The 21,853-nt window shown below is 45.3% G+C and carries 18 protein-coding genes; 8 read left to right on the top strand and 10 right to left on the bottom strand.

Going from position 1 to position 21,853, the window contains the following annotated elements:
- Nucleotides 1-36 precede the first annotated feature (36 nt).
- A complete protein-coding gene (locus QME03_RS03310) occupies nucleotides 37-1,035 on the top strand; it encodes an aldo/keto reductase (protein ID WP_025815926.1) in 999 nt (332 codons plus the stop codon).
- A gap of 1,056 nt (nucleotides 1,036-2,091) precedes the next feature.
- On the opposite strand, the gene QME03_RS03305 is transcribed toward QME03_RS03310, so the two are convergent.
- On the bottom strand, nucleotides 2,092-2,556 hold the full coding sequence (locus QME03_RS03305) for a hypothetical protein (RefSeq protein ID WP_281723464.1): 465 nt from the start codon (nucleotides 2,554-2,556) through the stop codon (nucleotides 2,092-2,094).
- An 861-nt stretch (nucleotides 2,557-3,417) separates the two neighbouring features.
- On the opposite strand from QME03_RS03305, the gene QME03_RS03300 reads away from it, so the two are divergent.
- The gene (locus QME03_RS03300) at nucleotides 3,418-4,158 is read left to right on the top strand and encodes a nitroreductase family protein (RefSeq protein WP_281723463.1); all 741 of its coding nucleotides are present in this window, start codon (nucleotides 3,418-3,420) and stop codon (nucleotides 4,156-4,158) included.
- A gap of 99 nt (nucleotides 4,159-4,257) precedes the next feature.
- A complete protein-coding gene (locus QME03_RS03295; protein ID WP_281723462.1) occupies nucleotides 4,258-4,680 on the top strand; it encodes a hypothetical protein in 423 nt (140 codons plus the stop codon).
- Between the two features lie 138 nt (nucleotides 4,681-4,818).
- On the opposite strand, the gene QME03_RS03290 is transcribed toward QME03_RS03295, so the two are convergent.
- The 8 genes from QME03_RS03290 to QME03_RS03255 form a co-directional block, all read right to left on the bottom strand.
- Nucleotides 4,819-5,670, bottom strand: coding sequence for a GSCFA domain-containing protein (locus QME03_RS03290; RefSeq protein WP_281723461.1), 852 nt, complete (start codon nucleotides 5,668-5,670; stop codon nucleotides 4,819-4,821).
- Nucleotides 5,671-5,770: 100 nt separating this feature from the next.
- Nucleotides 5,771-6,913 (bottom strand): lactonase family protein, encoded by a 1,143-nt coding sequence (locus QME03_RS03285; RefSeq protein WP_281723460.1) that lies wholly within the window; start codon nucleotides 6,911-6,913, stop codon nucleotides 5,771-5,773.
- A gap of 55 nt (nucleotides 6,914-6,968) precedes the next feature.
- On the bottom strand, nucleotides 6,969-7,382 hold the full coding sequence (folK, locus tag QME03_RS03280; RefSeq protein WP_273113957.1) for a 2-amino-4-hydroxy-6-hydroxymethyldihydropteridine diphosphokinase: 414 nt from the start codon (nucleotides 7,380-7,382) through the stop codon (nucleotides 6,969-6,971).
- Between the two features lie 7 nt (nucleotides 7,383-7,389).
- Nucleotides 7,390-8,556, bottom strand: coding sequence for a tRNA preQ1(34) S-adenosylmethionine ribosyltransferase-isomerase QueA (gene queA / locus QME03_RS03275; RefSeq protein ID WP_110369902.1), 1,167 nt, complete (start codon nucleotides 8,554-8,556; stop codon nucleotides 7,390-7,392).
- Nucleotides 8,557-8,785: 229 nt separating this feature from the next.
- The gene (gene truB / locus QME03_RS03270) at nucleotides 8,786-9,520 is read right to left on the bottom strand and encodes a tRNA pseudouridine(55) synthase TruB (protein WP_281723459.1); all 735 of its coding nucleotides are present in this window, start codon (nucleotides 9,518-9,520) and stop codon (nucleotides 8,786-8,788) included.
- Nucleotides 9,520-10,380, bottom strand: coding sequence for an undecaprenyl-diphosphate phosphatase (locus QME03_RS03265; protein ID WP_281723458.1), 861 nt, complete (start codon nucleotides 10,378-10,380; stop codon nucleotides 9,520-9,522). Before QME03_RS03265 ends, truB begins: the two co-directional genes overlap by 1 nt.
- Nucleotides 10,381-10,386: 6 nt before the next feature.
- On the bottom strand, nucleotides 10,387-10,632 hold the full coding sequence (locus QME03_RS03260; protein WP_025815935.1) for a DUF3098 domain-containing protein: 246 nt from the start codon (nucleotides 10,630-10,632) through the stop codon (nucleotides 10,387-10,389).
- A gap of 159 nt (nucleotides 10,633-10,791) precedes the next feature.
- The gene (locus QME03_RS03255; RefSeq protein ID WP_274946432.1) at nucleotides 10,792-11,673 is read right to left on the bottom strand and encodes a cell division protein FtsX; all 882 of its coding nucleotides are present in this window, start codon (nucleotides 11,671-11,673) and stop codon (nucleotides 10,792-10,794) included.
- A 791-nt stretch (nucleotides 11,674-12,464) separates the two neighbouring features.
- On the opposite strand from QME03_RS03255, the gene QME03_RS03250 reads away from it, so the two are divergent.
- The 5 genes from QME03_RS03250 (at nucleotide 12,465) to dnaA (ending at nucleotide 20,240) form a co-directional block, all read left to right on the top strand.
- Complete coding sequence (locus tag QME03_RS03250; RefSeq protein ID WP_281723457.1) at nucleotides 12,465-15,029, top strand: adenosylcobalamin-dependent ribonucleoside-diphosphate reductase; 2,565 nt, start codon at nucleotides 12,465-12,467, stop codon at nucleotides 15,027-15,029.
- Between the two features lie 207 nt (nucleotides 15,030-15,236).
- A complete protein-coding gene (folB, locus tag QME03_RS03245) occupies nucleotides 15,237-15,611 on the top strand; it encodes a dihydroneopterin aldolase (protein ID WP_025815938.1) in 375 nt (124 codons plus the stop codon).
- A gap of 316 nt (nucleotides 15,612-15,927) precedes the next feature.
- The gene (locus QME03_RS03240) at nucleotides 15,928-17,307 is read left to right on the top strand and encodes an N-acetylmuramoyl-L-alanine amidase family protein (protein ID WP_281723456.1); all 1,380 of its coding nucleotides are present in this window, start codon (nucleotides 15,928-15,930) and stop codon (nucleotides 17,305-17,307) included.
- Nucleotides 17,308-17,313: 6 nt separating this feature from the next.
- Nucleotides 17,314-18,216: an MlaD family protein gene (locus QME03_RS03235; RefSeq protein WP_281723455.1), complete on the top strand. Its 903-nt coding sequence runs from the start codon at nucleotides 17,314-17,316 to the stop codon at nucleotides 18,214-18,216.
- Between the two features lie 614 nt (nucleotides 18,217-18,830).
- Entirely contained in the window at nucleotides 18,831-20,240 is a 1,410-nt protein-coding gene (dnaA, locus tag QME03_RS03230; protein ID WP_025815755.1) for a chromosomal replication initiator protein DnaA, read from the top strand.
- 245 nt (nucleotides 20,241-20,485) lie between these two features.
- Here the strand turns inward: dnaA and QME03_RS03225 are convergent, their stop codons facing one another.
- Nucleotides 20,486-21,820 (bottom strand): MFS transporter, encoded by a 1,335-nt coding sequence (locus tag QME03_RS03225; RefSeq protein WP_281723454.1) that lies wholly within the window; start codon nucleotides 21,818-21,820, stop codon nucleotides 20,486-20,488.
- Nucleotides 21,821-21,853 lie beyond the last annotated feature (33 nt).

Here is a 21,853-nt window from a genome sequence, read left to right as displayed (position 1 = left end):
ATCGTTAACTTTGCATGTAATCAACAACAAACAATCATGGAATATATAAAACTGGGAGCAACCGACCTTCGATTGTCGGTTATTGCCTATGGCTCGTTTGCCATTGGTGGCACAATGTGGGGCGGAACCGACGAGGCCGACTCGATAGCTGCTGTTCGCGCCTCTATTGACAACGGTATAACAAGTATTGACACCGCACCTTTCTATGGGTTTGGACTGAGCGAAGAGATGATTGGTAAGGCCATCAAGGGCCACGATCGCTCGCGTGTGCAATTGCTAACCAAGTTTGGATTGGTGTGGGATGGCAGCAATGCTGGACGTGGCGAGCGCTCTGGCAATGCAATTAAAGATGGTAAAACGATTGAGGTTTACAAATATACGGCTAGAGAGAATATACTGAAAGAGGTGGAAGAAAGCCTTAGACGATTGGATACCGACTATATTGACTTGCTGCAACTGCATTGGCCAGACAACACTACGCCCATAAGTGAAACAATGGAAACGCTGGATTTGCTGGTGAAACAAGGAAAAATAAGGGCGGCTGCGGTATGCAATTACAGCGTTGAACAACTGGAAGAGGCTGCCAAAAGCATACAGCTAGCCAGTAACCAAGTGCCTTACAGCATGCTGAACCGCCGAATTGAGGAACAACTTGTGCCTTACGCTCTGGAACATAACCTGGGCATAATAGCCTATAGTCCTATGGCGCGCGGATTGCTTACTGGGAAATACTTTGAAGGTGGGCAATTAAAGGCCGACGACCATCGCAACGAATATTTTTCGCGATTTAATTTAGCACGCGTTGAAACGATGCTTAACCATCTTAAACCCCTTGCTGCAGAGAAGCAAGCAACCTTGGCGCAGCTTGTTTTGAGATGGACAACGCTGCAAAAGGGTATTAGTGTGGTGCTAGCAGGGGCGCGAAATGCCGAACAGGCCATTAGTAATGCTGCTGCCATGAGTTTTTCGCTTTCCGATGACGAGTTGCTGTTTATCGCTCGCGAGATAGATGCTTGCACGGCCAAGCCGCTTTAATGGCTAGTGGAACTAGCGGGTTTTTCTATGTGTGATGTGGTGACGAGGGATGTTTTGTGTGTGGCTTTATCTTGTTAAGGCGTAAGAATAGTTCTTGTTAATTTGCTGTTTTGTAAAAATAAAAGAGAGGATATTCGCGCAAATACTGCCCTCGCCAGTCAGCAAACATTCACTCGACGCCAAATATTCAATTCTCGCGAGAGTTTGGGGTGATGCAAAAAGGGGCAACTTGCTTAGGGTTATAATGCTGTCTGGTATTGCATGAAATTGCGGTTTTTAGGGCGTAACGTGCCATTTCTAGCTAAAATCGGTGTTATTTGCTGCATTTAGCCTTGCGTTTTGTAGCAAAACGCAAGGCTAAATGTACCAAAACGCGAGGTAAACTGCAGCAAAACGCAGGGTTAAATGCAGCAAAATGCAAGGCGAAATGCATTAAAACACGCATCTATTTGTATTATTATACGAGGAGGATAGGGGGTTGAAGCCTTTAATTTGATAAATATATTCTGCTTTTTAAGGCTAAAATGTGTTAGAAAGGTGTGATTTTAGTTGCTAAAAGTTGGTTTTGGAGTTGCGAAAAATTGTGCGTCAACTGCCAAATAGAAAGGCTAAATGGTGCAAAACGCATGTGGCGCGCCTCAAATAGGTGTAAAAAATAAATTTGAAAGGTTGAAAATAGTGCCCAAAAGCATTGTTTTACGCCTTATTTTTTTCTATAATGATCGGCGAACAAATGTCTGTTTGTAAAATATTTGTACGTCATTTTGAGCGGTTGGCAAACAGCTGGGTTTTGAAAATTGAAGTCACAAAGTTGTTAAGCCCTAAATTTATGACCTTTTTTTCAGCCTTGAGCGCAATAGTTTTAGAGTAGACGCCTACGTTTTCTTCGCGCTTTATCGTATTCTTGTTTTGTTAAGTAGAGGAGGGGGTGTGCGTTAGGGGCGGCATTGGCGAGAGGTGAAAGGGCGAGATGTGGCAATTAGGGGAAAAGAAAAATGGGATTGGTTAGCCCCAAGTGGGGTATTTAACCAATCCCAATATAACTTGTAGCGAAGCTTATTGCTGGTTTACCACCACTTTCGCATCCTTATACGCCTTGTTTACCACTAGCAACATGATGGGGCGAATGGTGAAACTGCGCTTAGCGCCAACCTCAACCTTGTAGTTAAGGTGGAGTGTGGAGTTGTTGCCAGTAAGAGACACGTTGGTGATTTTTGTGTCGTTGTAGGTTTCGGGCAACACAATGGGCAACACAAAACTTTTAGAGAAGTTAATAGGAGTGGCTTCTCCGTCTTTTCCCATGAATGCTGCGATGCCAAAATATAGGTTGAAATCTTTTTCGTGGGTAATTTTTTCGCCCACATTCAGTTCTTTTCCCGTATTCAGAAAATAGTTGCGTGCCTCGTGAAAGCTAACTTGTGTTGAGTTTGTTGTGCTTTTGCAGCAGGAGCATGCGGCAAAGGCCAGAATAGCAACTATTGCAAAAGAGGCAAAAATGGTTTTCTCTAATTTCTTTCTCATTTTAGATAATATGCTTTTGTGTTGATAATCTGCGATTGTTGCCCAATAATGTCCATCGCGCTGCGTGCTTATACGCGATGCGAGGTAAGGAGCAGACAAGCAAAAAGTCTAAAGAGACATGGTTAGATGTTCGCTTTAGACTTCTTTCTTTTTGCTTAGTGAAGCGCTACCATTGTTTGTTATGTTTTATTGTTGCTGGTGTGGCCCCATAGTTTTGAAAAATTCCCACGTGTAGATTACGTGTACCAGATAGAAGAATCTACTGTTTGGCCGTTGAGTTCTTCTTCGTTGTAAACGTTGTCGAGTTCGTAGTCTTCCTGACTGTAGCTCTTTCTTTTAAGTTTCATGGTTAAACCTCCCTTGGGATCTCTGGTCTCTAGCAGATCCCTGTTAGTTGATGGTAGATGAAGAGACCGTCATCTTCATTGCATAGATAGTAGAGTAATATTAAATGAAAACTAAATGTTGTATTACATGTTAGCTTCATTTGTTTTGCAAAGATACACATTAATCTTCTAACTTGTTACTTTTTTAGTTTGATTTTTCTGTGTTTTAGCACTTTTTTGTTTATTGAGGCTTTAATTTTTCACTTCTTTGGGTTATTTTTAGTATATTCTGTTGTTTGGTGTTTGACGTAAAATCAATATTTATGACAAATTTTTAATTCCTTTTGTGTGAATTTACGATAAGTCTTTACAAGTTGTAAACATTAGTGTTATATGCGCTTGCAATGTGTATGAAAGGTGAAAAACGGCGCGTTTTGCAGCTAATGTGAGTGGCGATAAGGTTTTTTATAATGTGTATCGGGGACTTTATTCGAGGTTATGGTTAACTTTGTGCTAGCAAAATATAAATAGCATCATGATAAAATCATTGCAACACCGCACAACCATACGCCGATATAAGGACAAAGACGTGAGTGAAGAGCTTTTGAATGGTTTGTTGGAACAAGCCATGCGTACCCAAACCATGGGAAACTTACAGCTTTATAGCGTGGTGGTGACGCGCGACGATAAACAAAAACAACGCCTTGCACCTGCACATTTTAATCAGCCAATGACCACACAGGCGCCTGTGGTGCTTACCATCTGTGCCGATTTCAGGCGTACCACGTTGTGGGCTAAGCTGCGAAAGGCCAATCCGGGCTATGATAATTTCCTTTCGTTTATGAATGCGGCCACCGATGCGCTGCTTTTTACACAGACTTTTTGTTGTTTGGCCGAAGAAGAGGGACTGGGTTATTGTTATCTTGGTACTACCATTTACAACCCTCAGCAGATAATTGATGTGCTGGAGTTGCCGCCATTGGTGTTGCCTGTGGCTACACTTACACTGGGATGGCCCAACGAAGAGCCGGTGATGAGCGATAGACTTCCGCTATCGGCCATTGTGCATGATGAGGTTTATCGCGACTATACCCCTGTGCAGATTGACGATTGTTATGCTGCGAAAGAAGAATTGGCCGTGAATAAGGCGTTTGTGGCCGAGAATAAGAAGGAGACTTTGGCGCAAGTTTACACGGATGTGCGCTACACCAAAGCCGTTAACGAGGCTATTTCGGAAGGGCTTTTAAAGGTGTTGAGACAACAAGGGTTTATGTAAGAGAATGATGTTGTTGGCTTGTTACTTGTGTGTTTGTCACTTTTGGGGGCAACTAGTGGCAAGTGCTTGATAAGTATTTTCTAAAACAATTATAATTTTATGAAGAAGAGACTTTTTTATTTGATGTTTGTGGCTTTTGCTGCCATGTCTGTGAGTTTGATAATGTTTACCTCGTGCAGTAGCAACGACAATGCCGACGAGGTGTTACCAGCAAAAGAAGAAGTTAGTAACTTGCTCATAGGGCGTTGGAATCTTGTTGGAAACTATAATAGCGAAGGGAAAGAGATTGGCCAGCAGATGCCAGGCGAAAGCATTTCGTTTGATATTGCGGGCCGTATGTTGAAACAGTGGTTTAATGTTAAACGTAGTAGCTATAGGTGGACCGTATACGAAGCGGATGGAAAGCTTTATTTGATGGTTGATGTGGAATCATATAGAATTAAAAAACTTAATGCCGACGAGTTTGAATTTTATTACTCGGAGGCTGATGGTAAATATAGCAAGTACAAAAAAGCCAAATAATAAATGAAGAAAAAAGACCAACGAGCTGGCTAACTGCTGCTTCGTTGGTCTTTTTTTTTCTTGTTGCGCCATTGCGCGTAATGGGCAGTGTGCTGAGCTTAGCTGGTTGCTTTTGCTCAACTGGTAAGTGTACAGTGGCTATAATAAGTCGTGGTTGTGGTGTTTACCCATATCGCCATAGGGCGAGAGGTCTAATTTGTGGCCGTATTTTTCGCCCAAAACCCTTATGTCTTGCAGTGTTTTGGCAATAAATGCTTTGTATTCAGCACTCTCTGCATCGAATGGTTTGTGCTTGAGTGCAGCCAGAAGGGGTTGCCATTCTTTTAAAAATGCGTGGGTTAGGGGGGAGAAATAGGCATTAGAAAATTGTTCCCAGATGTATTCCACGGCCTGTTCGGTGGGATGAAGCATATCGGGCGCGTAGAAACGGTAATCGCGTAGCTCGTCGTTCATGATTTCGTAAGCTGGGAAATAGCTTGTGCAATCGGGATGAAGACTAAGCAAGCGATGCGTGGCTAATATCAACGTGGCCTTAGAAAGCTGACTGCCTACGAAGCCATATTTGGCATAACGTATAGGACTAACCGTGATAACAACTTGTACTTGCGGGTTGCGGGTTTTTAAAATCTCTATGGCTTGATTAAGAAAGGATACACATTGGTCAATGGTTAGTTCTTTTTCATCAAAGAGCTTTTGGGGCAATTTTTTGCAGTTGTCGGCTATTTCGCCCGTCTCTTTCCAGCAATACACGCGGTTAGTGCCCAGCGTAAAGATGGCCACAGCAGGACAATCGGTGCAACGTTGCACCGTGTGCAGAATGCTTCCAGGGTTGTACATCACGCCAAAGGGATTAACTGTGGTTTGAAATTGAGCCTCAGAAAATCGTTTGCCCATGTTTTGAGCAAAGCAAGAACCCACGAGCAGCACCTTTTGGAATGGCTCGATGGCGAACAGGGGGCGTGGTATGGCTACTTGAGTTTGCAGTTGCATCGGCGTAGATGGCTTGTGTTGTTGTTTAAGATGGGGTAGCAAAGAGGTTTGCTAGTGTGCGTTGAGCTTAGGTAAACATGGGCAAAGATAGTATAGATCACTAGTATTTGCGCAATATAAGGCACACAGGCTTGCCCATGTTGATGCACTTTCTCGTGTCGGTAAGCAGTCCGGTACGGGCATTGCGTTTAAAAATCTGGATGGTGTTATCGTCTCTGCAAGCCACTAGAAGATATTTTCCGTTGGGTGTTATGGCAAAGTTGCGCGGATGGATGCCCGTTTCTTGGTAGCCCACCTTTGTGAGAAGACCCGTAGAAGGGTTGATAGAGAAGATGGCAATACCATCTTTTTTCAGTCGATGCGAGGTGTAAAGGAACTTTCCATCGGGACTAACGTGAATGTCGGCGCTACCTTTTCCGCCGCCTTCATCGGCCATTAGCTGTTGTTCTTCTATTAGTTTTCCGTTGTTATAGCGCAAAACCACACAGGTTCCGCCCAGTTCGTTGATGAGATAGAGATGCTTTCCGTCTTTACCAAAGGTGATGTGGCGTGGTCCTTCGCCTCGTTTCGCCTCGTAAACCACGGTGTGTTGCGTTAACACCGCTGTGGCTTGAGGGTTTAAGTCGAAGCGATAAATGCGGTCGTTGCCTAGGTCGGTGACCAAAAAGTGTTTGCCATCGGGTGTGCGTATGCCGCAATGTATGTGCGAAACGCTCTCTGCATCGCGCCCTTGGAAGCGCGTTTGTTGTGCCGTTTGTTGCAATCTACCTTGTTTGTCGAGCTTAAATACACTGATGTCTCCGCCCGAATAGTTGGCCGTTATTAAGCATTGGCCATCGGTAAAGAGGTTGCAAGGGTCGCTGCCTGGTAGGTTTTTGGGGTCGTTTTGTTGGTCGCCAGCCTTTGTAGAGGCAAAAATAGGATTTGTTAATTTACCAGTTTTAGCATCATAATCAAAACTGTAAGCCCCTTGTTTGCCATCGTTAAATTCGCTTACGGCATAAAGACGTTTGCCATTTGGCGACACGGCCACGAACGAAGGGTTGCCAGCTTGGGCTGTAGAGCGCAGTTTGAAGGCGCCAGTTTCTTGGTTGAAGTTGTACACATAGATGCCTTTCGACGAACTGTTTTGTGTGTATGTGCCAACAAAGAGGGTGAGGTTGGCTTGTTGTTTGGCTTTGGCAAAGGCGCAAAGCGACAAGGCCGAGAAGGCCAAAGGCAAGAGTAAGCGATGAACGTTCATGTGTTGTTGTGAGAAAAGGGTGAGAATGTAGGGAGAAAAGTGCGGTGAGGCAAACTTAGTTGATTATCTCGCTTAGGGGTTGCATCACAAATTGTCGTTCGTGCATGTGTGGATGCGGGATAATCAAGTCGGGTTCGTTTATTTGCAGGTCGTCGTAAAGCAAGATGTCGATGTCTATTAGTCGGTCGTGATACCGTCCGTTGGTGCTTTTTTGTGTTCGTCCCAACGTGCGTTCAATGTGTTGCGTAGTCTCGAGTACCTCTCTAGGCGAGAGCAATGTTTCACAACACACCGCAGCATTGATGAAACAGTTGTTAGATTCGAAGCCCCAAGGGGCAGTTTCGAGCAGAGCCGACTGGCGCACAACGGTGCCAATCAGCTCTGAAATATATTTAATAGCAGTCTTGATATTGGCTTCACGGTTACCCAGGTTAGCCCCAAGACTTAAGTAAACCTTATGTTTCGGCACGTCTTTGTTAGTCGTTTAAGATGAGCAATGCGTCGCCGAAGCAGCCAAATTTGTATTCGTTTTCCACTGCCAGTCGGTAAGCTTCCATCACAAGGTCGTAACCGCCGAAGGCAGCAGTAGACATCAAGAGGGTGGAAAGGGGATGATAGAAGTTGGCCAGCATTGTATCTGCCAATCCAAAGTCGTATGGAGGGAAGATAAAACGGTTGGTCCAGCCAGTGTATTCTTTCAACATGCCATCTGTTCCAACAGCAGTTTCGGTGGCTTTTATCACGCTTGTGCCGACGGCGCAAACGCGTCTGCCCTCTGCTTTTGCCTTGTTTACAATGGCGCAAGCCTCTGCACCGATATGCATTGATTCAGAATCAACCTTGTGTTTGGTGAGGTCTTCTACTTCGATGTCGTGGAAATTACCCAGTCCGCAGTGCAAAGTGATGAATGCCGAGTTGATTCCGCGTATCTCCATGCGCTTAAGTAGTTCGCGACTAAAGTGCAAACCTGTGGCAGGAGCCGTTACGGCACCTTCGTTTTGGGCGTAAATGGTTTGGAAGTCCTCCATATCGTCTTCCGTTCCGTGGTGATCTTCGCGTGCGTCGATGATGTAACGCGGCAGTGGCGACTCGCCTAAGGCGAAGAGCGAGCGTTTAAATTCGTCGTGATCGCAGTCGTAAAGGAAACGTAGGGTGCGACCGCGGCTCGTGGTATTGTCTATAACCTCGGCCACCATAGTGCCACTGTCGTCGAAAAACAGTTTGTTGCCGATACGAATTTTGCGTGCCGGTTCTACCAGAACATCCCAGAGGCGCATCTCTTGATTGAGTTCGCGCAGCAAAAACACTTCAATCTTGGCGTCGGTCTTTTCTTTCATACCGTAAAGGCGTGCGGGGAACACCTTTGTGTCGTTGAATATAAAGGTGTCGCCTTCGTCAAAATAGTCTATCACATCGCGAAACTGTAGGTAATCTCCTTTAACAGGCTTACCTTTTTTGTCTTTACGATAGAGGTCGATGGTGCCCGATTTCTTGTGAAGAATCATTAGGCGACACTCGTCGCGACGCGTTAGGCGCGACATTTCTTTTTCTCCCTTCTCGTTATGTATCTCGTGATAAACGCTGTTGGGGTACAAGGCGATGAGCTCTTGTGGCAGCTTGAAGTTGAATTGCGATAGCTTCATGTTGATGAATTGTATTGTGGAGGATTTTTATTTGTGGTAGTTGGGGAATGGAGAGAGGCAGAATAAGTCTCGCATCAATCCCCTATTCAGAGGTAAAAGGCTTGTGATGCCTTTGTTTAAGTTGCTTTAGGGGATGTGTTTAGAAAGGGTGAAGCTTTCTTTTTCAGAGAATGATGTTTGGTTTTAAGCCCATTGTATGCTTACGTTTTGGAAACATTCACCCTCATTTCTACGCTTCCTGTTGTTTTTGTTGTTGCGTTTGTGGTTCTTCAAACTCTTGTTTGTCGAGCCACTCTTTAAAGGTGTCTAGTTGTAAGCAGTTCTCAACGTGCACGTCGCCCACCCTTGTTCGGCGCAAAGCTGTGAGATAAGCCCCACTATTAAGTGCCCTTCCCAAGTCGCGAGCCAAAGCTCTGATGTATGTTCCTTTGCCGCAAACCACGCGAATGGTGAGTAGCATTTGGCTTGGGTCGAAGTGTTGCACCTCTATTTCGTCAATTCTTAGCGTTTTAGGAGCCAGTTCCACTTCTTTCCCTTTTCGTCTTAAGTCGTAGGCTCTGTCGCCGTTAACCTTCACTGCACTGTAAGTTGGAGGCACTTGTTGTATCTCGCCCACAAATTGTTGCAGGGCTTGGTGAATGGCTTCGCTAGTGATATGTGCCGTTTCAAAAGTCTCGTTAACGGGGTGTTCCATATCGTAGCTAGGCGTAGTAGCGCCCAATTGCAAGGTAGCCACGTACTCTTTAGTGTGGGTTTGCAGTTCGGCAATGCGCTTAGTTGCTTTACCTGTGCACAGCACTAGGACGCCAGTGGCCAGCGGGTCGAGTGTTCCTGCGTGTCCAATTTTTACGCGTTTAACGCCTAATCGTCGTGACAGCAAGTATCTAACGCGCGCTAATGCCCCAAAAGAAGTTATCTCGTAGGGTTTGTCGATGCAAATAATCTCGCCTTGTTGAATGTTCATCAGTCTACCATGGCTAAAGAATGACCTGCCGACAGCCATGCAAGAATGGCAGCGCCAAGGATGATGCGGTACACACCAAAGGCCCAGAAACCGTATTTAGTGAGGTAGGCGATAAAGGCTTTGATGGCAAAGAGTGCCACAATGAAGGCCACTACGCTACCAAGAAGCAATGTTCCGGCGTGACTGGCAAGCATAGAGTAGTCGCCTATCTTATGCATATGCAAGAAAAGTTTCAGCAAATCGAGGCATGTTGCAGCAAACATGGTTGGCACGGCGAGGAAAAACGAGAACTCGGCAGCGTCTTTTCGCGTGAGTTTTTGTGCCATACCGCCCACGATAGTAGCCATTGAGCGTGATACACCGGGTATCATGGCCATGCATTGAAACAAACCGATGGTGAAAGCGCGACGAGTGGTGAGTTTTGTTTCGGGCGAGCCATTGCCGAAAAGCCTATCGCAGAACAGCATTACAACGCCTCCCACAATCAGCATCGAAGCAACCACTCTTACGTTTCCCAGCAAGATATCGATGTACTTGTTGCAAAGTCCGCCGATAACTATTGCCGGAATAAAGGCGATGAGCAGTTTATAGTAGAAGTCCCACTTGCGCAATATGCGTTGAACGGGTGTTAGTCCTTCGGGTGGAGTGGAGTGGTCGAGCCTAAAAAAGCGTTTCCAATACAGCACCACCACCGCTAGGATGGCGCCAAACTGAATGATAACGTCGAAGGCTTTTACAAATTCGTCGCTCTCTATTCCCAACAAAGCTTGTGTAATAATCATGTGGCCCGTAGACGATACGGGGAGAAACTCGGTGAGTCCCTCCACGATAGCTACGATAATGGTTTGAATGATAGTCATATTGTGTTATGCTTCTTCTTTTTCTTGAGGGTCTTTGGGTTTGCGAATTACGGCATATATGATGGATATAAAACCGATGAAGCATACTGCCGGAGCCACTTTAATGCGTGTAGCACTGAAGATGTCGGGGTTGAAAGCGGTGTCGGTAGAGCCAGGTCCGCTCATAAGTATTAGGCCCAGCAGCACCACTGCCATACCCACGGCCAACAAGATGAAGTTTATCTTGTCGAAAGCGAAGTTCTTTTTGTCCATTTCTTATGTGTTCGTTTTTGTTTATTGGCCCTGTCGCAATTGTTTAGTGTGGTGCGATGGGGCTTTAACATTGATGTTGCGATGATGAATTACACCTTATTATATAGCGCTTGCACACCTTGTTATATAAGGAGTATTGTGTCTATGCTTGATAAAGGGTTAAATCTTATAGAGTTCTCCGGCCTTCATTCGCAAGAAACTGTTTACCGAAACGTAAGCGCAGATGGCCGTGATACATATTCCGAAGAGCAGCACTGCACATCCAGTGATGGCCAATACTTCCCATGTAATGATGCTAAACACGTTTTCTTGGTAGCGATAAAGACCGTAAACGAGGCATGCCAGCACAATAATGGCTAGCAGTGCGGCAATGATACCCACGCTCACAGCTTGTTTAATAAAGGGTCTGCGTATAAAGCCCCACGACGCACCCACAAGTTTCATGGTGTGAATAGAGAAGCGTCCGGCATAAATACCTAGTCGCACGGTGTTGTTAATCAACGAGAACGAAACGAATGTGAGCAATGCAGCCAGCACCAAGAGCACCAACGACACTTTACTAAGAGTGGTGTTAACATCTTCCACCAGTTCGTGTTGGTAGGTGATGTCGGCCACTTTGGGGTAGGCTTTCAGTTCTTTCGAAATCCAGTTTAGTGAGTCGTTATTGGCGTAGTCGCCTTTGAGGGTTAGCTCAATGGATGCTAGAAGTGGGTTATCACCGCCCATAAATTCGCTTGGGTCGGTGCCCATGGCAGCCGTTTGTTCCTTAAGGGCCTGTTCTTTGCTAATGAAAGACAGACTCTTGATATAGGGTCGCGCTTGTAGACGCGTACAAAGTCGTTGGGCTTCAGGGTTAGTTAGGTCTTGGTCGAGCATCATGGTCACTACGAGATTCTCTTTAACGTAGTTGGTAAGGTTACGTGTGCTGAATACCGAGAGCACTATTATGCCCAGCAAAATAAGCACCAGTGCAGTGCTTATGCATAGCGTTATTACCTGCAACCCGTAGCGGCTGCGGGGTTTATTGTGTTTCTTTCTCATTTTTAAGTGACACTATTACACCGAATTTCTTGCAAAGTAACGAAAAAATCTCTGATTGTGCAACGTTTTTAACGCTTATTTGCGAAAATGCCCGTGCGTGCGTACGACGATTTGTTTGTTTGATAGGAATGAAAAGTAGATAGGTTTTATGTGCGTGGTGAGGAATTTACCCTATGGTAGGTGGCTAAGGGTTAGTGTTTACCGTTTCAGTTAAGTTGTTAGCGCTGGTTTCGAGAAGTTTGTTCTTGAGCAATTCTTCTAAATCTCATTCTGCAGCAAGCCAAGACGTACTTGTTGAACGTTTTAATTGTGGTGTGCATTGTGCAAAATGTCGCAGTAGAAAGTTTTTTACTGCTTACGAATGATGTAAAAAGGAAAACAAAGGAGGTGGAAAATAAATGAAAGTTTTCTATTTTAGCAAACAATTGCGTTGTGTTTGCCTATCGTTGTGTAGCTGTTAGAATGCTGTTGTTGGGCTGTTTCTTGTCGCTCTTCTTTACATGGAGGTTTTGTTAAGATACTTATTTTGAAAGTGTTGTATTGCTATAGGGCGTTGGTTGTTAGTTTGTTATGTTAGTTGTTGTGGGCGCAAATTTATACTTCGGAATGTATTATAAAGATATGTGCGCGAAAGTTAATCTTTGTTTATGAGCAATTAATTGTAGTTCGTAATCTCCACAAATAGAGAATGTTTGAGAAAACCAGATTTTCTTTTCTGAAAATTGCTATAACCACACTTGATAATATCAAAAATAGTTAGTAGCTTTGCAAAAGAAAATAGAGGTTTAGTAATGGTACAAACAAACACTTATTCATACGAAGAGGCTTTTATGGCCGCTTTGGATTATTTTGCTGGCGATGAATTGGCCGCGAGAGTCTGGGTAAACAAGTATGCCATGAAGGATAGCTTCGGCAGGATTTATGAAAAATCGCCCGAAGATATGCACTGGCGAATAGCGAATGAAATTGCACGTATAGAGGGTAAATACCCCAATGCGCTGTCGGCTCAAGATGTTTTTGAGTTGCTCGATCATTTTCGTTATATCGTGCCAGCTGGCAGTCCGATGACTGGTATCGGTAATAGCTACCAGGTGGCATCACTAAGCAACTGCTTTGTGGTGGGACTTGAAGGCGACGCCGACTCGTATGGGGCTATCATGCGCATCGACGAAGAGCAGGTGCAGCTGATGAAACGCCGTGGCGGAGTGGGCCACGACCTCTCGCATATTCGGCCCAAAGGTTCGCCCGTAAACAATTCGGCGTTAACATCTACAGGACTAGTGCCCTTTATGGAGCGTTACAGCAACTCAACGCGCGAAGTGGCGCAAGACGGGCGACGCGGTGCGCTGATGCTTTCGGTGAGCATTAAACATCCCGACAGCGAGGCCTTTATCGATGCTAAAATGACTGAAGGCAAGGTGACGGGCGCGAACGTGTCGGTGAAAATAGACGATAATTTTATGCAAGCTGCTGTTGAGAATAAACCCTACGTTCAGCAATTCCCCATTGATAGCGATAAACCCGAGGTGGAAAAAGAAATATCGGCTAAGGTGCTTTGGGAGAAAATTGTGCACAATGCCTGGCAAAGTGCAGAGCCTGGTGTGCTTTTCTGGGACACCATTCTGCGTGAAAGCATCCCCGATTGCTATGCCGATCTAGGTTTCCGCACGGTTAGCACCAATCCCTGTGGTGAAATTCCACTCTGTCCTTACGACAGTTGTCGCCTGCTTTGCGTCAATTTGTTTAGCTATGTGGTTAATCCTTTCACCAAAGAGGCTTATTTCGATTTTGAGAAGTTTGCCAAACACGTGGCTATCGCCCAACGTATGATGGATGATATCGTGGATTTGGAACTCGAAAAAATCGACCTTATCATGGAAAAGATTAAGGACGACCCACAAAGCAATGAGGTGAAGGGAGCCGAATATCATCTTTGGGAGAAGATTAAGCACATGAGCAGTCTTGGAAGACGCACTGGCGTGGGCATTACTGCCGAGGGAGACATGATTGCGGCATTGGGTTTGCGCTATGGAACGCAAGAAGCAACCGACCTCAGTGTTAGCGTACATAAGTGCTTGGCGCTGTCGGCCTATCGCTCTTCGGTGGAAATGGCAATAGAACGCGGCGCTTTCGAAGTGTTCGATGCTAAGCGCGAGGCCACTAATCCTTTTATCCTTCGATTGAAAGAGGCCGACGAGCAGCTGTATAACAATATGGTGGCCCACGGAAGACGCAACATTGCCTGCTTAACGATTGCTCCCACAGGGACAACCAGCTTGATGACGCAGACAACGAGTGGCATCGAACCCGTGTTTATGCCGGTATATAAACGCCGTAGAAAGGTAAATCCCAATGATACAGACGTGCATGTAGACTTTGTTGACGAGGTGGGCGACAGCTTTGAAGAGTATATTGTGTACCATAAGAAGTTTATGGACTGGATGAAGGCCAACGGCTTTGACACCGATAAGCGTTATACACAGGAAGAGATTGACGCCATCGTGGAACAATCGCCTTATTACAAGGCCACTGCAAACGATGTGGATTGGCTGATGAAGGTGAAGATGCAGGGCGCAATACAAAAGTGGGTGGACCACTCTATCAGCGTAACAGTGAACTTGCCCAACGATGTTGATGAGGCTTTGGTTAACCGCTTGTATGTAGAGGCGTGGCGTTCGGGCTGCAAAGGCTGTACGATTTATCGCGACGGAAGCCGTTCGGGCGTGATGATTTCTGTATCGAAGAAAGACAAGAAGAAAGAGGATAAGCAAGAAGAACAGCCCATTGTGCCTTGCAAACAACCTGAAGTAACCGAGGTTAGGCCCAGAGAATTGGCTTGCGATGTGGTTCGTTTCCAAAACAATAAAGAGAAATGGGTGGCCTTTGTGGGCTTGCTCAATGGCTATCCCTACGAGATATTCACAGGTTTGCAAGACGATGACGAGGGCATTGCCCTGCCTAAGTCGGTTACAAAGGGTAAAATTATCAAGAATGTAGGCCCTGATGGACGTAGTCGTTACGACTTCCAATTTGAAAATAAGCGCGGATATAAAACCACCGTTGAGGGCTTGAGCGAGAAGTTTAACCCCGAATATTGGAACTATGCCAAGCTTATATCTGGTGTTTTGCGCTATCGCATGCCCATCGACCACGTGATAAAACTGGTGGGCTCGCTGCAACTGAAGAGCGAAAGCATCAATACATGGAAGATTGGTGTTGAGCGAGCGTTGAAGAAATACATCACCGATGGCACCGAAGCAACAGGAGTTAAATGTCCCTCTTGCGGACAAGAAACCCTTGTTTATCAGGAAGGTTGCCTTATTTGCAAAAGCTGTGGCGCTTCGCGTTGCGGTTAAATTATGCATTTCTTGCTCCACTCCGTTGTCTTATGGCTACGGGGTGGAGCGTGTGTATTTGTTTCGTGTTAAGCTGTAGGATGGTAAGGAGTTAAGTGGTTAAACCTAATGCCTTGTAGTGAGTGGTAACGTATTAAGGAGTTAAGCCAATGTTTTTCCCTTTTTCTCCTTTTCCCCTTTCCCCCTTTCCCCTTTAAACTATACATTATGCCCCATTACATTCATCTTAGAAACCTCAAGTTCCACGCCTTTCATGGCGTAATGCCCCAAGAACGCACAGTGGGAAACCATTATGTGGTAAACCTAAGTGCCGAATATCCCATCGAACAAGCCATGGAAAACGATGACTTGGCCCACACATTAAACTATGCCGAGGTGTACGCCGTGGTAGAAAACGAAATGAAAACACCATCGCAACTACTCGAAAATGTGGCTTATCGCATTGCCCAAAAGCTGTTTGAAAACTTCCCTTTGATACAATCGTTACGACTAGAAGTAGCTAAGCAAAACCCGCCAATGGGCACTTGTGGAGGCGAAGCAGCCGTAGAAATTCAATTAAATAATGATAAAACCAGCCGATAAGGCGCGGAATACAGCCTTTTTTAGTATTTTTGCAAGTAATAAAGCCAAAACCCAATGGTTCGGGATGCAACAAAGGCTGGTTCTGAGGATTACCTTTACGCCTTTTTGAGGAATTTGTCTGAGCACTTATCTGTAATGGCAGAAAGAGCAAACTACGCTATAAAGCAAGAGCGAAGCACCAAACAAGCTAGATAAAAACCCAAAAAACAGTGGAAAGCGAGATATACATGCAAACTTGAAATGTAGAGAGGAATTTTTAGAACACACTCCTTATGTGATACCCAAACAACGTACTGGCTCTTCAATTTTTGCGTGTATGAACAAAAAGATTACCGCCCTTTGCATGCTTTTGCTTATCTTATCGTTTGCCGCTAGTGCTGCAAGCAAAAAGTTTGTGCTGGTAATCGACCCTGGACATGGAGGCAAAGATGCAGGCGCTTTGGGCGCTTTCTCCAAAGAAAAAGATATTAATTTGAGCGTGGCAATGGCCTTTGGACGACAGGTTCAGCGCAATTGTCATGATGTGAAGGTGATTTATACGCGCACAACCGATGTGTTTATCGGACTGAAAGAACGGGCCGAAATAGCCAATAAAAATAAGGCCGACCTCTTTATCTCGGTACATACAAATGCTTTGCCTGGAGGAAAACAAGCCTACGGCATGGAGACTTATACCCTAGGTATGCACAGGGCCGGCGATAACCTTGACGTGGCAAAACGCGAAAACGCGGTAATCTTGATTGAAAAAGACTATAAACAAAGCTATCAGGGATTTAATCCCAACTCGTCGGAAAGCTATATCATGTTCGAATTTATGCAAGATCGCAACATGGCTAACAGCGTTGACCTGGCTAAAATGGTGCAACGAGAAACATGCGCTTCGGCAAGTAGACTCGATAAAGGGGTGCATCAAGCGGGATTTCTAGTGCTGAGAGAAACGTCGATGCCTGGTTGTCTCATCGAATTGGGATTTATTACCACCTCTGATGAAGAACGATTGCTTAACGATAAGGCCAAGGTGGAGAACATCGCAACAGGAATTTATCGAGCATTTGTGAACTATAAAAACAAGTATCATAACAACATCGTGGTGCCTTACAAGCCTTCGGCCGTGCCAGGAACTGTAACTCCTCCTGTTGTGCCCGATGATTATAAGACAGACGAACCCGCTTCGCCCGCGAAGACAACCATAGCTACGCCACGACGAAACGAAAACCCGGTGACCGAAACACCTAGAAACGAACAAACAAACACAACTGTGGCCACGTCAAGGACACAAACCACAAACCAAAACACCGAGGCGCAAACGACGGTTAGGCCTGTGGAGCAGCGACAACCAGAAGAGTCTTCACTGCCAAATGTTACTTCGGGCGATGACAATGAAAAGATTATCACGTTTGGCGAAACCGCCATCGTACCCATATTTAAAGTTCAAATCATGGCCACACCAGAGCGCTTGAAACGTAATAGCCCTCGTTTTAAAGGACTAAAAAACGTTGGACACTTCTATGAGAACGACCTCATAAAGTACACTTACGGCGCATCGGCCGATTATAATGAAATAAACCGATTAAGAAAAGAGATTTCCGACAAGTTCCCAGATGCTTTTGTTATCGCATTTAAAGACGGAGAACGCATGAATGTGAACAAAGCTATACGAGAATTTTCGGTTAATAGACACAAAGACAATAAATAATTGACTATGAAATTTTTTACGAAAGAGGTAAAGATAGCCCTAGTGGCCATTGCCGGAGTTGTGATTTTATTCTTCGGAATGAATTTCCTAAAGGGACTACCTATGTTTGCTGGCGATGCTGGATATAAGGTGGCGTTTAAGGATATTTCGGGTTTGTCTAATGCTACGCCCATTTATGCCAACGGTTATGCTGTGGGAGTGGTTACTGGTATCAACTATAATTACGACCAAAAGGGCGATATTGAGGTGACAATTAGCTTAGACGACGCCATGCGTGTGCCCAAAGGAAGTACTGCCGAGATTGAAAGCGACTTTATGGGAAACGTGAAACTCAACCTTATTCTCGCTCCCAACAGTGGCGAATTTCTGAATTATGGCGACGTAATTCAGGGACGTGTTAACAAAGGTGCTTTGGCTCAAGTGGGCGAAATGATTCCTGCTGTAGAACGATTGCTGCCCAAACTCGATTCAATCCTGGCTAATGTGAATGCTATTTTGGCCAATCCTGCTATCAACCAGTCGCTTGATAATCTGCAAGGTATTACGGCTAACCTCCGTACTTCGTCGCAACAGCTCAACGGACTGATGGCTAACCTTAACCGCAATGTGCCTGCTCTGATGGGCAAGGCCAACAAGGTGCTTGACAATACCAGTACCCTGACGGGCAATTTGGCTGCCATCGACCTGAACGGAACGATGCAACAGGTGAACCGCACTTTGGCGAACGTGGAAGAAGTGACACAGAAACTTAATAGCAACGAGGGCTCTTTGGGATTGCTTATACGCGACCCAGGTTTGTATAACAACCTTAATGCCACGCTGATGAATGTCGACTCGCTGCTGGTTAATGTTCGCCAACACCCCAAACGCTACGTGCATTTCTCACTCTTCGGGCGCAAAGACAAATAAGGGGGCTATTTTAGCTAGCTGTTTCCCTTCGCTTATCTAGTAGCAAGTGCTATTGCTTAAGCGCTTGTTACTATCTATTTGCACAGCATGCCCTCGTCTTAACTAGGGCATAGCAGCAATAATAAATGGGGCACACAGCCCTCGTGCATGCCATTCACTGTTCAAACAAAGGCTGTTGGGCATCTACATACATCACCGCCACCTCTCTGTGCAGGCAGAAAGGTGGCGGTTTTGCGTAAGAAGTTTATCGCTGAGTAGGGTACAACGCGCTTGCAAGGAGAGAAAAATGGCACACAGCCCTGCAACCACTAATCATGAACTCGCTATTTACGGAAACTTCAACCCAAAGGCTAGCTACTAGACATTCGTTGTGCTTGGCTTTAGTGCTTTAGCAGAGGCTCAGAATGGCGCGTTTTATTCTCCTATTCCTCTCTATTATTATTCGTAAACTCTGTGCTAGTGGCATTTGTCAAGCAATGTACAAACTTTCAGCGATTTATATATTTCAAAATCATTCTGTAATTTGCCGATACCAATTTTTTTTACGATATTTGCAAAAGATTTCAGAGACCATGGCACGCATGTGCTAACAAACCAACAACAGTATAGATATAATGGACGTAACTCCCGATAAGCATTGGGAATCGGCTCTTGCGCTCATTGCGCAAAGCGTTTCGCAGCAACAATTCGACACGTGGTTTAAACCAATTGTCTTCGAGTCGTTTAATAACGATACGAAACTTTTGGTGCTCCGGGTGCCAAGTTCGTATGTGTACGAATATATCGAAGAACATTATATCGACCTTTTAAGTCGTGTGTTGTTCTCTGCTTTTGGGCAACGCATCCGCTTAACCTATCGTGTGGTGGTGGATAGTGAGCATAAAAAGACACAAGACATCGAAGCCGACCCAGCTGAAGCACACGCCACGCAAGCAGCTAAGACGTGGAGCGGAAAACAAAATAGCAAGGAAGAGTCTGCTAAAGAAAAGGAACTCGACCCACAACTCAACCCGCACCAAACGTTTTCTAACTATATTGAGGGCGACAGCAATAAATTGTCGCGCTCGGTTGGCCTTTCTATTGCCAACCATCCCAATAGCAATCAGTTCAATCCCATGTTTATTTATGGGCCGTCGGGATGTGGTAAAACCCACTTGGTGAATGCTATTGGTATGCAAACTAAGCAGCTCTATCCCCAGAAAAGGGTGCTTTATATCAGCGCTCACCTCTTTCAGGTGCAGTTTGTTAATGCTGTGTTGAAGAACGCCACCAACGATTTTATCAAGTTTTACCAAACCATCGACATGCTTATAGTCGACGATGTGCAAACTTGGGAAAGCTCTGAGAAAACACAAGAGACGTTTTTCCACATCTTTAACCACCTGTTTCGTAACGGCAAACGAATACTCTTAGCCAGCGATAGACCGCCTGTTGAACTTCGAGGTATGAGCGAACGACTCATCACTCGCTTCTCTTGTGGTATTATTGCCGAGCTAGAAAAGCCCAATGTGCAGCTGTGTGTGGATATATTGAACGCCAAGATACGTCGCGATGGACTCAAAATTCCTGCCGAAGTGATACAATTTATTGCTGAAACGGCTAACGGAAGTGTGCGCGATTTGGAAGGTGTTATCAACAGTTTGATGGCTTATTCGGTGGTGTATAACAGCGATATCGACATGCGATTGGCCGAACGGGTGATTAAGCGTGCAGTAAAAGTGGATGATACGCCGCTCACTATCGATGATATTCTAGATAAAGTGTGCCATCATTTCAATGTTAGTGTGTCGGCTGTTAGTAGCAAAAGTCGCAAGCGCGACTTGGTTGTGCCGCGCCAAGTGTCGATGTATCTGGCGCAGAAATACACCAAAATGCCCGCTAGTCGTATAGGAAAACTTGTTGGTGGGCGCGACCATAGCACCGTGTTGCATAGCTGTGCACAGGTTGAAGCGCGTTTACAAACCGACAGTCTGTTTGCTTCGGAGGTGGAAAGTATCGCCACTTCGTTTAAACTGAAGGGGTAGGGCATTGTCATTACTAATATAAAGGAGGCTCATGGGCAGGTAATTGTTTGCCATGGGTTGGAAAACAAGCAAAAAAATGGGTTATTAGAAACAGGGCGTTTATCCGTTTCTAATGCCCCATTTCAGTTATACGCTATAAACGAACGAAGGAAGCGAGCGAAATGTGTGCACAATATTAATCCCGAATTGGCCAGAGATATCAGCCAATTCGGGATTAACATCGACGTTTGTGTAAAGCTAGGTTCTTATTGTTCTTTGTCTTTAATAAACCCCACACACAAAGTGCCAACGAAAAGCATCACACCAGCAGCCAAAATCATGTTACTTTGCACGCTACCCAGCAAGTGAAGCACCGTTCCACCCAATGCCGCAGCGATGATTTGAGGCACGCAGATAGTTCCGTTAAACAGGCCAAGGTAAGCGCCCATATGGCCTTTACCCTCCAAAGCATTGGTCACAAAGGTGAAAGGCATGGCCAATGTGGCAGCCCAAGCGCAGCCAATAAGTACGAAAGGAACGAACATGAGATACTTATCTGTAACATAAGGCACCATCATAAAGCCAATTGCGCCTAGCACAAGCGAAAGCGCATAAGCCGTTTTGCGGTTACGAATGTTGGGTAACATCACAGCCCAGAGCACACTGCCTATGGCCTGAACGGCAAAAAGAATGCCCACCCAGTTGCCTGCCTCTTGATATTGGGGAGTGCTTGTGGCCAAATGCGATTGCATATCGACGCCCCAAACCGTGTCGGCAATAGAACCAGGCGTGTAAGTCCACATGTTCATGAATGCCGACCAGCAGAAAAATTGCACCAGTCCAACAGTCCAAAATGTTTTAGGCGCATTGCGCAGCAGGGTTAAGAAGTTGGTTTTACCCTCGTTGAGCGGTTCTTCCAATTGGTTATACTCTGCATACTTTTTGGGATCCCATTCCTTTACCTTTAAAGTTGTGTATATAACACAGAGGATAAGGATAGCAGCGCCCACGTAGAACGACCAAATCACCGAGTCGGGAACAACCCCCTCGGGTGCGATGTTGCTCAATCCGATAAACGTAAAGAAGAAGGGGAAGATGAAACCCACCACAGAACCTGCATTACAAAGAAAGCTTTGTATAGAGTAGGCCAGTGCTTTTTGCTTCTCGTTCACCATATCGCCCACCAGCATTTTAAAGGGTTGCATGGCCATGTTGATGCTCGTGTCGAGAAACATCAAGGCCACGAGTCCGAAAATCATGGCCATACTGGCTGTCATGCCAAGCGAACCTGCGTTGGGCAGTAGGCACATCACTAGCACAGCAATTGTGGCGCCCACGAAAAGATAGGGGATACGTCGTCCAAATCGAGTCCATGTTTTATCACTAAGCGTACCCACAATGGGCTGAACAAGAATGCCCATGAGTGGTGGGAGAATCCAAAAGTAGCTTAAGTTGTGCGGGTCGGCTCCCAGCGTAGCGAAAATTCGCGAGATGTTTGCACTTTGTAAGGCGTATGCTATCTGTACGCCGAAAAATCCAAAGCTAAGGTTCCAGAGTTTCCAGAAGTCTAAATCGGGTTTCTTTTTCAGTTGATTGTTCATATCTTAGGAGTTTTCTTAATTCGGCGTTAATTG

Source organism: Hoylesella shahii (assembly GCF_937990675.1).
Taxonomy (GTDB): Bacteria; Bacteroidota; Bacteroidia; order Bacteroidales; family Bacteroidaceae; genus Prevotella; species Prevotella shahii.
The sequence above is the reverse complement of the archived record's forward strand: the minus strand, read 5'-3'. Positions and strand labels throughout refer to the sequence as shown.

Bases quoted from the DNA above. Each gene is read 5' to 3' on its own strand.
- QME03_RS03310 (WP_025815926.1), top strand. From the start codon at position 37: ATGGAATATATAAAACTGGGAGCAACCGACCTTCGATTGTCGGTTATT.
- QME03_RS03305 (WP_281723464.1), bottom strand. From the start codon at position 2,556: ATGAGAAAGAAATTAGAGAAAACCATTTTTGCCTCTTTTGCAATAGTT.
- QME03_RS03300 (WP_281723463.1), top strand. From the start codon at position 3,418: ATGATAAAATCATTGCAACACCGCACAACCATACGCCGATATAAGGAC.
- QME03_RS03295 (WP_281723462.1), top strand. From the start codon at position 4,258: ATGAAGAAGAGACTTTTTTATTTGATGTTTGTGGCTTTTGCTGCCATG.
- QME03_RS03290 (WP_281723461.1), bottom strand. From the start codon at position 5,670: ATGCAACTGCAAACTCAAGTAGCCATACCACGCCCCCTGTTCGCCATC.
- QME03_RS03285 (WP_281723460.1), bottom strand. From the start codon at position 6,913: ATGAACGTTCATCGCTTACTCTTGCCTTTGGCCTTCTCGGCCTTGTCG.
- queA (WP_110369902.1), bottom strand. From the start codon at position 8,556: ATGAAGCTATCGCAATTCAACTTCAAGCTGCCACAAGAGCTCATCGCC.
- truB (WP_281723459.1), bottom strand. From the start codon at position 9,520: ATGAACATTCAACAAGGCGAGATTATTTGCATCGACAAACCCTACGAG.
- QME03_RS03265 (WP_281723458.1), bottom strand. From the start codon at position 10,380: ATGACTATCATTCAAACCATTATCGTAGCTATCGTGGAGGGACTCACC.
- QME03_RS03260 (WP_025815935.1), bottom strand. From the start codon at position 10,632: ATGGACAAAAAGAACTTCGCTTTCGACAAGATAAACTTCATCTTGTTG.
- QME03_RS03255 (WP_274946432.1), bottom strand. From the start codon at position 11,673: ATGAGAAAGAAACACAATAAACCCCGCAGCCGCTACGGGTTGCAGGTA.
- QME03_RS03250 (WP_281723457.1), top strand. From the start codon at position 12,465: ATGGTACAAACAAACACTTATTCATACGAAGAGGCTTTTATGGCCGCT.
- folB (WP_025815938.1), top strand. From the start codon at position 15,237: ATGCCCCATTACATTCATCTTAGAAACCTCAAGTTCCACGCCTTTCAT.
- QME03_RS03240 (WP_281723456.1), top strand. From the start codon at position 15,928: ATGAACAAAAAGATTACCGCCCTTTGCATGCTTTTGCTTATCTTATCG.
- QME03_RS03235 (WP_281723455.1), top strand. From the start codon at position 17,314: ATGAAATTTTTTACGAAAGAGGTAAAGATAGCCCTAGTGGCCATTGCC.
- dnaA (WP_025815755.1), top strand. From the start codon at position 18,831: ATGGACGTAACTCCCGATAAGCATTGGGAATCGGCTCTTGCGCTCATT.
- QME03_RS03225 (WP_281723454.1), bottom strand. From the start codon at position 21,820: ATGAACAATCAACTGAAAAAGAAACCCGATTTAGACTTCTGGAAACTC.